Source organism: Bacillus sp. PS217 (assembly GCF_037963535.1).
Taxonomy (GTDB): domain Bacteria; phylum Bacillota; class Bacilli; order Bacillales; family Bacillaceae; genus Bacillus; species Bacillus subtilis.
Genome location: NZ_CP150157.1, coordinates 3,249,637 through 3,262,030, shown reverse-complemented (window position 1 = coordinate 3,262,030; position 12,394 = coordinate 3,249,637). Strand labels below are relative to the sequence as shown.

Genomic DNA, 12,394 nt, shown 5'->3' with positions numbered 1-12,394 from the left:
GGGTGGATGATGATGTATATTCCAAAATATTTTAAAGTCACAAATGCTGAAGAAATTTGGAATTTTGTACAAGAAAACTCCTTTGGTACGGTTGTCACAACAGAACAAGGAAAACCAATTGCCACACATTTGCCGTTAGGATTCAATAAAAAAGATGATCATTACTATATTACGGGGCATTTCGCTTATGGAAATCCTCAGTGGAGAACGTTTGAAGCCTGTGAAGATGTGCTTGTGATGTTTCAGGGACCGCACGCTTATATTTCTTCTTCCTGGTATTCGCGCGAAAATGTTCCGACGTGGAATTATCAGGCTGTCCACATGTATGGAAAAGCAAGTATGTTAGAGAAAGATGAATTAGCAGAAGAATTAACAATCATGCTGGAGAAATACGAAAAACATCGTGACAATCCTGTTTTATGGGATAAGCTTTCTCCAAAACTCTTAGAACGTGAATTGAAAGGTATCGTTGGATTTAAGATTAAGGTGGAAGACATTCAAGCGGCATATAAATTAAGCCAGAACCGAAATGAAACGGATTATATGAACATCATTGAACAGTTGCAAAATGAAGAAAATCCAAATGCAAAACAAATGGCAGAACTAATGGAAAGTAAATTCAAAAAGCAAATATAAGCTTACTTTGCTGAAGAAGTAGCAGAAAACGCCAACTCAAGCGGAGAACCGCTGACTTGGCGTTTTTTTATGATTAATATTTATCCCCATTAAAAATGGAATTCTTCACAATCACATAATCCACATTGCGGATGGCGTCAAGTTTTGTTCCGCCTGCATAAGAAATAGAAGATTGAAGATCCTGCTCCATTTCAATCAGTGTATCCTTGATTGAGCCTTTATGCGCCACGTGCATTTTTTTGCCTTCGACATTTTTCTTTTCGCCTTTTTGGAATTCAGAGGCTGAGCCGAAGTACTCCTTGTAAAGCTTTCCGTCTTTTTCGATCGTTTGGCCTGGCGACTCTTCGTGTCCGGCAAATAGTGAACCGATCATGACCATCGTTGCGCCGAATCGGATTGATTTTGCGATGTCGCCATGGGTGCGGATGCCGCCATCCGCGATAATCGGTTTGCTGGCAGCCTTGGCACACCAGCGCAGCGCTGCTAATTGCCAGCCGCCTGTGCCGAAGCCGGTTTTGATTTTCGTAATACATACTTTTCCCGGTCCGATGCCGACTTTAGTGGCATCCGCTCCCGCATTTTCAAGCTCTCTGACCGCTTCTGGCGTTCCGACATTGCCAGCAATAACAAAGCTGTCCGGCAAATGTTTTTTAAGGTGCTGGATCATTTCAATGACAGCATTTGAGTGCCCGTGAGCAATGTCAATTGTCACGTATTCAGGCGTCAGATTTTCTTCTGCCAGCTGGCGGACAAATTCATACTCCTCATCTTTGACGCCCACGCTGATAGAAGAGAATAACCCGCGTGCGTTCATATCTTTAATAAAATCAATTCGTGTCTCAGGTTCAAATCGGTGCATGACATAAAAGTAGCCATTTTCGGCTAATTGAATCGCTAGCTTCTCATCTATAATCGTCTGCATATTAGCAGGGACGACGGGCAATTTAAATGTACGTCCGCCTAAACGTACGGATGTATCACATTCTGAACGGCTATTCACAATGCATTTTGCAGGAATTAGCTGAATATCTTCGTAATCAAATACATTTTCCATGGTTTTCACTCCTAAAAACGAATATTTAAAAGTATAATATATGAAATGTTCGCCTTCTATAATGTACTCTGTTTTATTTAGGATGTCAAACATTATGATTTGCTGGCAGGTGTGGTGCAAGTGCCGAAGCTTGTCATGCAGGGTGAGTTTAGGTATCATAGTTTTAACGAATGGTCTTAGAGAGCGGATCAAAACGCGAATGATATACGTTCAGCAAAGCTTGGTCGTTCAGCACCAGGCTTTCTTTATGGCATGGACATGGGAAAGGAGCGAATAAGATGGCCCAAAACGAAGAAAAAACACCGAAGTCCCAAAAGATTCAGGACCGCATTATTATGGCAATGATCTGGGTAGTCGCAGCCCTTGTGATTGCGCTGGTTGTAGGAACTGCATTGAATTATATAAATATCTTCAAATAAAAAAGGAGCTGTGTCGCAGACACAAGCTCTCTTTTTTTATTATTTATTTTCAAAAAGACTTGTTGAGTGAAGAGGCTGTACGCGGGCTTTCGGGTCCATGTAAGCCTTGGCGTTGTTCACTGCTGTCGGTGCCTCACCGAAGCCGCTGGCAATCAGGTTGACTTTTCCTTCGTATGTACAAATGTCACCTGCTGCAAAGAAGCCTTCGATATTTGTTTCCATTGTTGATTTCACGACAATGGAATTTTTCTCGATGTCCAGGCCCCAGTTTTTGATCGGTCCAAGAGATGAAACGAAACCGTAGTTGACGATTAAGTCATCAATTTCTAAAATCTCTTTGCGGTCGCCTTTCACTTCTTCAAGCACTAGCTGTTCGATTTTGCCTTCGCCGATCAGCTCCGCAGGGACGAATGGTGTCAGGACATTAACCTTCGACGCATGAAGGTTTTCCACACTGTGCTCGTGCGCACGGAACTTGTCGCGGCGGTGAATGATCGATACTTCTTTTGCGATTGGCTCAAGCATAAGCGCCCAGTCAACCGCGGAATCTCCACCGCCAAGGATCGCAACGCGTCTGCCGGCGAATTTTTGCAGATCATCAACGAAGTAATGGAGGTTTTTGCCTTCATACTGCTCGGCATTTTCAAGTTCCAGCTTTCTCGGTTTGAATGCGCCGTTTCCTGCAGTGATGATGACCGTTTTAGAGTAGTGGGTTTCTTCATTTGTTACAAGCTTAAACACGCCGTCCGCTTGTTTCTCAACAGATTCAACCGCTTGCTCCAGACAAATGGTTTGGTCGAATTTCGCCATTTGCTCTTTTAGGTTATTGATAAGCTCTTGCGCACGGATTTTCGGGAATCCCGCTACATCATATATATACTTCTCAGGGTATAGGGCGCTAAGCTGTCCGCCGAGCTGAGGCAGGCTTTCGATAATTTTGACGCTTGCCTGTCTCATCCCGCCGTAAAAAGCGGTGAATAAGCCGACCGGTCCCCCGCCTATAATTGTAATATCATAAACCTTTGTATCCTCTCGCATACGAAAATTGCCTCCTAAATGAAAATTGTTATTAATTATACCATATTGCCGTTCAAATTGACGAGTCAGCAGAAAAAATCGTAAGGATCTAACGTGCCCATCCGTTCTTGAAAATATTTCCGCAGGCCGCTACGATAATAACCAAATGAAATGATCTTTTTCTGAATGTTTCTTGGGCCAGCCGGATAAACATGATAATAGTGCTACGGGTAAGGACTTCACAAAAAACTTTTCAATATATTTCATAAAATCCCGCCAATAAGCTGAAGCTAACACAAATGATGATTTTATTATGGGTCTAACAAAAGCAAAAAAAGAGAAGGTGGATGTGATGGCATTGAATAAGCCCAAAATCGTGATTTTAGGTGCAGGATATGGCGGATTGATGACGGTGACAAGGCTGACGAAGTATGTCGGGCCGAATGATGCTGACATTACGCTTGTAAATAAACACAATTATCATTATGAAACGACATGGATGCATGAAGCGAGCGCGGGTACGCTCCATCATGACCGCTGCCGTTATCAGATAAAAGATGTAATCAACCAGTCACGGGTGAATTTTGTACAGGATACCGTAAAGGCAATCAAAATTGATGATAAAAAAGTTGTGCTTGCGAATGGAGAACTGCAGTACGATTATTTAGTCATCGGGCTCGGCGCCGTGCCTGAAACGTTCGGCATTAAAGGCTTAAAAGAATATGCGTTTCCGATTGCCAACATCAACACGTCGCGCCTGCTGCGGGAACATATTGAGCTGCAGTTTGCGACTTACAATACGGAAGCGGAAAAACGGCCGGACAGGTTAACGATCGTTGTTGGCGGTGCCGGATTTACGGGAATTGAATTTCTTGGCGAACTGGCTGCTCGCGTGCCGGAGCTCTGTAAGGAATATGACGTTGACAGAAGCCTTGTCCGCATCATTTGTGTGGAAGCAGCGCCGACCGTTTTGCCGGGCTTTGATCCGGAACTTGTTGATTACGCCGTACATTATCTTGAGGAAAACGGAGTTGAGTTCAAGATCGGCACGGCTGTACAAGAATGTACCCCGGAAGGAGTCAGAGTCGGCAAAAAAGATGAGGAACCAGAGCAGATCAAATCGCAAACCGTTGTTTGGGCGGCAGGTGTCCGCGGCCATCCGATTGTGGAGGAAGCCGGTTTTGAGAATATGCGCGGCCGAGTCAAAGTCAACCCTGATCTCCGCGCCCCGGGACATGACAATGTCTTTATTCTCGGCGACAGCTCGCTGTTTATGAATGAAGATACAGAGCGCCCGTATCCGCCGACTGCGCAAATTGCAATGCAGCAGGGCATAACGGTCGCTAAAAACCTTGGCAGGCTTATTAAAGGCGGAGAGCTTGAGGAATTCAAGCCGGACATTAAGGGAACAGTGGCTTCTCTTGGCGAGCATAACGCGGTTGGGGTTGTTTATGGCAGAAAGCTGAAAGGCACGCCGGCTTCGTTTATGAAAAAAGTCATTGATAACCGCTCGCTGTTTATGATTGGCGGACTCGGACTGACACTGAAAAAAGGCAAGTTCAAGTTTTTCTAAAAACCCGCGGAAGCGGGTTTTCTTTATTAAAAAACGCCAAAATAAAAAGAGAACGAGAGGAAAACAAGTATGTTTCCGCTTACATCAAAAGATTTGTCACATGATCTGACTTTATTGTTGACAGCTTGATATGGTATATTATCAGAAAATTAAGAAAAAGGGTGATGATTAGATGAAAACTGCAACGACAACCGCTTCACATGCATGCCCATTTTGTTCAGGGAAAGGATATTTTCAATTGATTCTCGGCGGTTCAGAGACTTGTCCGTCTTGCCAGGGGACAGGAAAAGACAGTCATTCTTTTTCCAGCCGTTGACTTTATTTCAGCCCCCGCGTTACACTAAAAACAACGCAGGGGGGTGGAATAGGTTGATTAGTCTGCCAGTCGTAATCATCTCAATTGTTTTGTTTTTTGTCTTGTTTTTTGGAATCGGTTTCTTATTAAACATGCTGCTGAGAATGTCTTGGATTATGGCTGTGATTTATCCAATTGTATGCCTTTTCATTATCAGCAAAGAAAAGCTGATCAGCTATGTCCAGTCGCCGGGAGAATCCTTTGCCAGCCTGTTTCATCGTGTCTTATCATTAGCGGCTGCTGATGTGCTGATTTTAGTCAGCGGTTTGGCCGGCGCCATCGTGTCCGGTATAGCGATCAACATGCTCAGAAAAAGAGGATATCAAATGTTTTAAATGCCGCTTTCTTCTAAAGAAAGCTTTTTTTATGCGTTCAGCTCATTCACCATTTTGAATAATGCTCTCTCCACTTGGGAACAATGATTCGGAGGAGAGGTGAATGATGTTGAATATGATCAGACGTTTGCTGATGACCTGTTTATTTCTGCTTGCATTTGGCACGACATTTTTATCAGTGTCAGGAATTGAAGCGAAGGACTTGTCAAAATGGGTGCAGGAACATCAGGAAAAGCACTTGAAGCATGCAGGACTGACATTAAAAGCATTGCAGCAGAAACAAACACAAACCACGTCCGCGGCTGAGGATAAAACAAAACCGTTAGAAGAGGCATTTGATTGGAATGAATATCCAGTCCAAAGAGTAACAGCAACAGGCTACACAGCAGGAGCTGAGTCGACGGGCAAAAATCCTGGTGATCCATTATACGGGCTTACATATTCAGGTGTGAAAGTGAAACGGGATTTATATTCCACGGTTGCTGCTGACCCGTCCGTTTTCCCGATCGGAACAATTTTATTCATTCCGAACTACGGTCTCGGAGTTGTGGCCGACACAGGATCAGCTATTAAGGGAAACCGCCTTGATCTGTACTTTGAGACAGTCAAAGATGTATACAATGAATGGGGCAAAAAAACCCTTGATGTATATGTGATTAAAAAGGGAACGGGAAAGATTACCGAGGATGAGCTTGAGAAGCTCAATGAAACAAAATCTTTGCAAGTGTTCAGAAATCAATATAAAACTGTGAAAGAATAAAACGCTCCAGCGAAAGCAGGAGCGTTTTTTTACATGAAAAAGTAAGCGAGTACCAATGTCAGTAAAATACCTGTTAATCCTCCGAAAAAGACTTCGATCGGCTGATGTCCGAGAAGCTCTTTCAGCTTTTTTTGCTTTTCTTTCTCTGCAGCCTTAGGGAAGTCCTTCGCTTCATTTACGAAACGGTTAAAATCAATGACAAGCTTATTAATGACTGTTGCCTGCTCACCGGCATGACGTCTGACGCCAGTTGCGTCAAACATGGTTATGACGGCGAAAATGGCGGAAACCGCAAAGAGTGAGGAGTCTAATCCATGCTCCAAGGCTACGCCTGTTGAAAGTGCAGTGACCGCTGCGGAGTGAGAGCTGGGCATGCCGCCTGTGCTTGTGACCAGCGACCAGTCCAGTTTTCTGGACACGATAAACTGTATGGGCACTTTGATGACCTGAGCAAAAATAATTGCGGCCAGGCTTGATAATAAAGGAAAATTCGTTAAAAGTTCCATCGGCGACATCCTTTCTATTTGAAAAATCCTTCGTGTTTCAAAAGAAAAAAGCAAGTCTTAGACTGTTGTTTGTTAAAATAAGTATAGTGGAAAGAATGTTTTTCCTATTATACCATTGTTCATTACAAATACCCATTACGTTAGGAGTGTAAGCCTCATGTTTTATGCGGTTCAACAATCAGAGCATACAGAAACCCTTGTGGTCGGGCTTTTTCAAAAAAGCCAGCTGACAGGAAAAGCGTTGGAAATTGATGAAATGCTCGAAGGCCATCTGACACAGCTTTTAAAAGAGGGTGATGTCTCTGCGAAACCGAATCAAGTATCAAAAGTATTCCCTCCATCTTCTGCGGGTATGAAACGGATTTATTTCGTTGGCCTGGGGAGAGAAGCAAATTATTCGTTTGAACAGGCGAAGGAACGTTTTGCTCATGTTTTTCAAGCCATTCATAAAGATCGAAAACAAGAAACTGCTGTCCTGCTTGATACGTTTATTTCGGAAGACGTGCCTCCAGCCGATGCCGCTCATGCTTTAGCTGAGAGCTGCCTGCTTGCTTCCTATGAGGTGCAGGATTATAAGCACAAATCAAATGAGCCTGACAAACAAATTGAAGCCGTGTATGTTGTAACAGATGAAGATACACAGGAAGTGCAGGCAGGGCTTCGCGTCGGCCAGGCATACGGACAAGGGACAAATTCGGCTAGAACGCTTGTGAATATGCCGGGAAACATGCTGACAGCGACTGACCTCGCTTCGTATGCTGAAGAGCTTGCGGCGAAATATGATTTTGAGTGTGAGATATTGGAGAAATCAGAGATGGAAGAGCTCGGTATGGGCGGAATACTTGCGGTAAACCAAGGCTCCACCGAACCGCCGAAAATGATTGTGTTGAAATATCAGGGCAAAAAGGAATGGGAAGACGTCGTCGGACTAGTCGGGAAAGGAATTACCTTTGACACAGGCGGCTACTCCATTAAAACGAAATCTGGAATTGTCGGCATGAAATCAGATATGGGAGGAGCAGCTGCGGTTCTCGGTGCTATGGAAACGATCGGAGAGCTTCGTCCTGAGCAAAACGTGCTGTGCGTTATTCCATCAACCGATAATATGATCTCCGGCGGGGCCATGAAGCCGGATGACGTGATCGTATCTTTAAGCGGAAAAACAATAGAAATCCTTAATACGGATGCTGAAGGAAGGCTAGTGCTTGCAGATGGCATTACATACGCGAAACAGCATGGCGCGTCAGTTCTTGTCGATGTAGCTACGCTTACCGGCGGCGTCGTTGTGGCATTAGGAACTGAAACAACCGGTGCAATGACAAATGATCAAAGCTTTTACCAGCAGGTAGCTGATGCTGCACAAGAGTGCGGCGAGGCAATCTGGCAGCTGCCGATAACAGAGAAGGATAAAAAACGCGTGAAAAGCAGCCAAATGGCGGATCTCAACAATTCACCGGGACGCGAGGGACATGCGATTATGGCAGGAACGTTTCTTGGTGAATTCGCTGAGTCAACACCTTGGGTTCACCTTGATATTGCAGGAACAGCGACTGCCAATAAAGCAACCTGCTTCGGGCCGGCCGGGGCTACTGGCGTTATGGCAAGAACACTGGCTACACTTGCGGAGCGATTTACATTGGAAGAAGATAAAAACGAGTAATGAAAAATCCCTGCTGTATGATGCGGCAGGGATTTTTTCTTCCGAAATCTTTAGTTGACTAAAGTGGATCGGTTATGATACGATACGTTCGTACTTTATTTATCTACTACATTAGCAAACTAAAGGATTTTTGGAGGGGTATCATCATGAATGCAGTCGTCATCGCAGTCCTGCTTATGCTTGTATTAAGCCTGCTGCGTGTCAATATTGTTATCGCATTAATTATAGGCGCCTTGGCCGGCGGGTTAACAGGCGGGCTCGGTCTTGGCGAAACGGTTAAAGCTTTTACAGACGGTCTCGGCGGAAATGCCACCGTTGCAGTTAGCTATGCCATGCTTGGCGCGTTTGCCGCCGCTTTGACGAAAACAGGTCTTCCGGACGCAATGGTGGAAGCCTCCGTTAAATTAATCGGAAATAAAGAAGATTCTCGAAAAAAAGCACTGTCTAAGGTGCTGATTGTGCTGATTATTTTAATTGTATCTTGTTTTTCGCAAAACGTCGTTCCGGTTCACATCGCGTTTATTCCGGTGCTGATTCCGCCGCTTTTGAAAATCTTTAATGAACTTGAAATGGACCGCCGTCTGATCGCGTGTGTAATTACATTTGGCTTAACGGCTCCTTATATTTTGCTTCCGGTCGGTTTCGGCCAAATCTTCCAAGGCATGCTGAAGGACAATATGGCGGATGCTGGGTTAAACGTTCCGCTTGCTGATATTCCGTACGCACTGATTATTCCAGTTGCAGGTATGGTTGTCGGCCTTATTTTATCAGTGATCGTATACCGTAAACCGAAACAATATGAAACAAAAGACATTTCAGGTGCAGAAGCATCGCCATATACGAGAAAAAGCATTGGTATCGCGGTTCTAGCCATTGTTGTGTCACTCGGCGTCCAGCTTTACTTATCTCAGACTTTGGGAGTAGAAGGAATGATTATGGGGGCGCTCGCTGGTCTGATTGTTCTGTTTGTCAGCGGTGTGATGAAGCGTGATGAAGCGGACTCACTGATTACTGATGGAATGGTTTTAATGGCCTTTATCGGCTTTGTCATGCTTGTTGCAGCCGGATTTTCAAACGTATTGACGAAAACCGGAGATGTCGAGTCACTGGTCAAAACGTCAGCTGGTTTTATCGGACACAGTCAGTCCTTGGGCGCATTGCTGATGCTCATTGTCGGCTTATTAATTACAATGGGGATCGGATCTTCTTTTGCGACCATTCCTGTTATCACAACCATTTTCGTGCCTCTATGCATGCAGCTTGGATTCAGCCCGATGGCAACGATTGCGATTATCGGGGCTGCTGCTGCGCTTGGCGATGCCGGTTCACCTGCCAGTGACAGTACGCTTGGGCCGACTTCAGGTTTGAGTGCGGACGGCCAGCATCACCACATTTGGGATACTTGTGTGCCGACATTTATATTTTATAATATTCCGCTTGTCATCTTTGGCTGGATTGCAGCGCTTGTTTTATAGGAAAAAGGCTCCCCTTTACTGGGGAGCCTTTTCTCGTTATGATAAAAAAACCGTCCAATAGAACGGTTTTTACGTAGATGATATGTGATTTCTGTTAAAGCCGGTTGCTTTATGAATAGAGCGGTAGATTGCTGGTGCGATAAACGACAGTATCACAGCCAGCGCTGTATCTTTTACCATAAACCAAATCATAAAGCCCCAAGCCGTGCCGTAGCTCACTGGCGTATGAATCCACAGCTTCAGTGCAAGATACATATAGGTAGTGCCGATGAGATACATGATCGCCGTTCCGATAAGTGAAGCAATGAGAAATCGAATTTTACTTGGCTGAATGTTTCGTTCTAAAAACCATCCCGCTGCAAATGCTGCCGGAATGTATGAGATAATAAACCCGCCGCTTTTCCCTGCAAACGGTGCGAAGCCTGCTGAAAATTGAGCAAACACAGGCGCTCCGGCCAATCCCACAAGTGCATATACAATCATGGCAATCGCTGCCCGTTTGCTGCCAAGAAGCAAAGCTGCCAAGAGACAGAAAAACGGCTGCATCGAAAGCGGAATGCCGGCTACTTGTAAAAAGGGTGCTACTGATGTAATGTTGGCCCCGACAGCCATAAGTGCGGCGAACATGCCAATCAGCGCCATATCTCCCGCACGAAGTTTACGTTGTTTCATCGTTGTTCCCCCTTAGGTTGACATACACAATCATAGAGTAATAAAGAACAAAAAGATTGTCAACATAATTTTAAATTAGGTTAACAAAAAGGAGGCCCATATGTATTTCGGAAAAACAAGACAGTCTGATCAATCTGGAAGAGTGCCGCCAAATCAAAACGTCACCACTTCATTTCCTGTGCTTCATACCGGAGATGTCCCATATTACGAAGATATGACGAAATGGAATCTTCAAGTATACGGTTTGGTTGACCATCCGATGCTGCTAAGCTTTGAAGATGTCAAAGCCTTTCCACGGTATGAATCGAAAAACGACATTCATTGCGTCACGGGATGGTCAAGGCTTGATAATGTGTGGCAAGGCGTGCGGGCTTGTGATATAGCGGAAAAAGCGGGTGTAAAAGAAGAAGCGGGCTACGTCATTTTACATGCTGAAGAGGGCTGGACGACCAATCTGCCGCTTGATGATTTCTTAGCGGAAACTTCCCTTCTGGCTTATGCGCATAATGGCGAACCTTTAACCCCTGAACACGGCTTTCCGCTGCGGGGTGTATTTCCGCATCTGTATTTTTGGAAAAGCGCCAAGTGGCTGCGCGGCATCCAATTTACGAAAGAAAATCACCCTGGCTTTTGGGAGCGGAATGGCTATCACATGAGAGGCGACCCTTGGCAAAATCAAAGGTTTACATGGGATTAAGGTTCTATTTCAAATAGGACAATATGCATCTTTATTAGGTTTTTACTTCCATATTGATAGTCTGCAGGTACCTTATTTGATCAAGGTGCCTTTTTTATTCGGGAAAAAGTTGACTTTCTTTGGAAGAAAACCTATTATTTGAGGTGTCTAGTTGATAGTGAAAATCATTATCATACATTGCGGTTTAGTTTAAGGAGAGGAATGTCGTACTGCATGAAAGAACAAACAACAGACCGGACAAATGGCGGGACATCAAACGCATTTACGATTCCTGGTACGGAAGTGCGTATGATGTCTTCACGCAATGAAAACCGTACCTATCACATTTTTATCTCGAAACCTAGTACGCCGCCGCCACCCGCTGGTTATCCTGTGATTTATCTGCTGGATGCCAATTCTGTCTTCGGAACGATGACGGAAGCCGTTCGAATACAGGGACGCCGACCCGAAAAAACCGGGGTGATCCCTGCAGTGATCGTCGGCATTGGCTATGAGACAGCGGAGCCTTTCTCTTCAGCACGCCATCGGGATTTTACAATGCCAACAGCCCAATCGAAGCTGCCGGAAAGGCCCGACGGCAGAGAATGGCCGGAGCATGGCGGAGCGGAGGGCTTTTTCAGATTTATTGAAGAGGATTTAAAACCGGAGATAGAACGAGATTACCAGATTGATAAAAATAGACAAACAATCTTTGGCCATTCGCTCGGAGGGCTTTTCGTGCTGCAGGTGCTGCTAACAAAGCCCGATGCGTTTCAAACGTATATCGCAGGAAGTCCGTCCATTCATTGGAATAAACCGTTTATTCTCGAGAAAACGGACCATTTCGTCTCTCTCACCAAGAAAAACAATCAGCCTATCAATATCCTGCTTGCCGCAGGAGAATTAGAGCAGCATCATAAAAGCCGGATGAATGATAATGCAAGGGAGCTTTATGAGCGGCTGGCCGTTTTATCTGAACAAGGCATACGAGCAGAATTTTGCGAGTTTTCAGGAGAAGGACATATTTCAGTTCTTCCTGTTTTGGTCAGCAGGGCGCTGCGTTTTGCGCTTCACCCTGACGGACCGCATCTTTCAATGGGCTGAGACATACTCAGCCTTGCCTTTAAAAAAATATTTGTCACTGAAATTATATTTGACTGTCACATGACATTTGGATATGATTATTTTTATAATTGATAATGATAATCATTATCAATAGATTGCGTTTTTCAAGGCGCAGCAGTCTTTTTCGCTGG

14 protein-coding genes are annotated in these 12,394 nt (G+C 44.7%); 10 read left to right on the top strand and 4 right to left on the bottom strand.

Annotated elements, in window-relative coordinates:
* The first annotated feature begins 12 nt into the window (after positions 1 to 12).
* Complete coding sequence (gene paiB, locus NSQ83_RS16985) at positions 13 to 636, top strand: protease synthase/sporulation negative transcriptional regulator PaiB (RefSeq protein WP_198878530.1); 624 nt, start codon at positions 13 to 15, stop codon at positions 634 to 636.
* Between the two features lie 73 nt (positions 637 to 709).
* Here the strand turns inward: paiB and guaC are convergent, their stop codons facing one another.
* Entirely contained in the window at positions 710 to 1,690 is a 981-nt protein-coding gene (gene guaC, locus NSQ83_RS16980) for a GMP reductase (protein WP_029725886.1), read from the bottom strand.
* A 278-nt stretch (positions 1,691 to 1,968) separates the two neighbouring features.
* Between guaC and NSQ83_RS16975 the strand changes: the two genes are divergently transcribed.
* Complete coding sequence (locus NSQ83_RS16975; RefSeq protein WP_003228723.1) at positions 1,969 to 2,109, top strand: hypothetical protein; 141 nt, start codon at positions 1,969 to 1,971, stop codon at positions 2,107 to 2,109.
* Positions 2,110 to 2,148: 39 nt separating this feature from the next.
* Here the strand turns inward: NSQ83_RS16975 and yumC are convergent, their stop codons facing one another.
* The gene (gene yumC / locus NSQ83_RS16970; protein ID WP_003228725.1) at positions 2,149 to 3,147 is read right to left on the bottom strand and encodes a ferredoxin--NADP reductase 2; all 999 of its coding nucleotides are present in this window, start codon (positions 3,145 to 3,147) and stop codon (positions 2,149 to 2,151) included.
* A gap of 331 nt (positions 3,148 to 3,478) precedes the next feature.
* Here yumC and NSQ83_RS16965 point away from each other — a divergent pair, with 331 nt between their 5' ends.
* The 4 genes from NSQ83_RS16965 (at position 3,479) to spsC (ending at position 6,149) form a co-directional block, all read left to right on the top strand.
* Complete coding sequence (locus tag NSQ83_RS16965; protein WP_033881474.1) at positions 3,479 to 4,699, top strand: NAD(P)/FAD-dependent oxidoreductase; 1,221 nt, start codon at positions 3,479 to 3,481, stop codon at positions 4,697 to 4,699.
* 172 nt (positions 4,700 to 4,871) lie between these two features.
* Positions 4,872 to 5,015 (top strand): YuiA family protein, encoded by a 144-nt coding sequence (locus tag NSQ83_RS16960; protein ID WP_003243733.1) that lies wholly within the window; start codon positions 4,872 to 4,874, stop codon positions 5,013 to 5,015.
* A gap of 53 nt (positions 5,016 to 5,068) precedes the next feature.
* Positions 5,069 to 5,389, top strand: coding sequence for a YuiB family protein (locus tag NSQ83_RS16955; protein ID WP_003243877.1), 321 nt, complete (start codon positions 5,069 to 5,071; stop codon positions 5,387 to 5,389).
* A 103-nt stretch (positions 5,390 to 5,492) separates the two neighbouring features.
* Entirely contained in the window at positions 5,493 to 6,149 is a 657-nt protein-coding gene (spsC, locus tag NSQ83_RS16950; protein WP_015251313.1) for a stationary phase survival protein SpsC, read from the top strand.
* Positions 6,150 to 6,178: 29 nt separating this feature from the next.
* On the opposite strand, the gene NSQ83_RS16945 is transcribed toward spsC, so the two are convergent.
* Positions 6,179 to 6,655, bottom strand: a complete 477-nt coding sequence (locus NSQ83_RS16945) for a divergent PAP2 family protein (RefSeq protein WP_003244337.1) — start codon at positions 6,653 to 6,655, stop codon at positions 6,179 to 6,181.
* 157 nt (positions 6,656 to 6,812) lie between these two features.
* On the opposite strand from NSQ83_RS16945, the gene NSQ83_RS16940 reads away from it, so the two are divergent.
* Both NSQ83_RS16940 and NSQ83_RS16935 read left to right on the top strand, forming a co-directional pair.
* Positions 6,813 to 8,315 carry a leucyl aminopeptidase gene (locus NSQ83_RS16940; RefSeq protein ID WP_015251314.1) on the top strand — a complete coding sequence of 501 codons (1,503 nt, stop codon included), beginning with the start codon at positions 6,813 to 6,815 and terminating at the stop codon, positions 8,313 to 8,315.
* A 146-nt stretch (positions 8,316 to 8,461) separates the two neighbouring features.
* A complete protein-coding gene (locus tag NSQ83_RS16935) occupies positions 8,462 to 9,790 on the top strand; it encodes a Na+/H+ antiporter family protein (protein ID WP_003228736.1) in 1,329 nt (442 codons plus the stop codon).
* A gap of 69 nt (positions 9,791 to 9,859) precedes the next feature.
* On the opposite strand, the gene NSQ83_RS16930 is transcribed toward NSQ83_RS16935, so the two are convergent.
* Positions 9,860 to 10,462, bottom strand: coding sequence for a BioY family transporter (locus tag NSQ83_RS16930; RefSeq protein ID WP_003228737.1), 603 nt, complete (start codon positions 10,460 to 10,462; stop codon positions 9,860 to 9,862).
* Between the two features lie 100 nt (positions 10,463 to 10,562).
* Here NSQ83_RS16930 and NSQ83_RS16925 point away from each other — a divergent pair, with 100 nt between their 5' ends.
* Together NSQ83_RS16925 and besA are read left to right on the top strand one after the other, a co-directional pair.
* Positions 10,563 to 11,159 carry a sulfite oxidase-like oxidoreductase gene (locus NSQ83_RS16925; protein ID WP_003228739.1) on the top strand — a complete coding sequence of 199 codons (597 nt, stop codon included), beginning with the start codon at positions 10,563 to 10,565 and terminating at the stop codon, positions 11,157 to 11,159.
* 213 nt (positions 11,160 to 11,372) lie between these two features.
* On the top strand, positions 11,373 to 12,242 hold the full coding sequence (gene besA / locus NSQ83_RS16920; protein WP_024572558.1) for a ferri-bacillibactin esterase BesA: 870 nt from the start codon (positions 11,373 to 11,375) through the stop codon (positions 12,240 to 12,242).
* Positions 12,243 to 12,394 lie beyond the last annotated feature (152 nt).

Bases quoted from the DNA above. Each gene is read 5' to 3' on its own strand.
- NSQ83_RS16925 (WP_003228739.1), top strand. From the start codon at position 10,563: ATGTATTTCGGAAAAACAAGACAGTCTGATCAATCTGGAAGAGTGCCG.
- NSQ83_RS16960 (WP_003243733.1), top strand. From the start codon at position 4,872: ATGAAAACTGCAACGACAACCGCTTCACATGCATGCCCATTTTGTTCA.
- NSQ83_RS16930 (WP_003228737.1), bottom strand. From the start codon at position 10,462: ATGAAACAACGTAAACTTCGTGCGGGAGATATGGCGCTGATTGGCATG.
- spsC (WP_015251313.1), top strand. From the start codon at position 5,493: ATGATGTTGAATATGATCAGACGTTTGCTGATGACCTGTTTATTTCTG.
- NSQ83_RS16935 (WP_003228736.1), top strand. From the start codon at position 8,462: ATGAATGCAGTCGTCATCGCAGTCCTGCTTATGCTTGTATTAAGCCTG.
- guaC (WP_029725886.1), bottom strand. From the start codon at position 1,690: ATGGAAAATGTATTTGATTACGAAGATATTCAGCTAATTCCTGCAAAA.
- NSQ83_RS16945 (WP_003244337.1), bottom strand. From the start codon at position 6,655: ATGGAACTTTTAACGAATTTTCCTTTATTATCAAGCCTGGCCGCAATT.
- besA (WP_024572558.1), top strand. From the start codon at position 11,373: ATGAAAGAACAAACAACAGACCGGACAAATGGCGGGACATCAAACGCA.
- NSQ83_RS16940 (WP_015251314.1), top strand. From the start codon at position 6,813: ATGTTTTATGCGGTTCAACAATCAGAGCATACAGAAACCCTTGTGGTC.
- NSQ83_RS16965 (WP_033881474.1), top strand. From the start codon at position 3,479: ATGGCATTGAATAAGCCCAAAATCGTGATTTTAGGTGCAGGATATGGC.
- yumC (WP_003228725.1), bottom strand. From the start codon at position 3,147: ATGCGAGAGGATACAAAGGTTTATGATATTACAATTATAGGCGGGGGA.
- NSQ83_RS16975 (WP_003228723.1), top strand. From the start codon at position 1,969: ATGGCCCAAAACGAAGAAAAAACACCGAAGTCCCAAAAGATTCAGGAC.
- paiB (WP_198878530.1), top strand. From the start codon at position 13: ATGTATATTCCAAAATATTTTAAAGTCACAAATGCTGAAGAAATTTGG.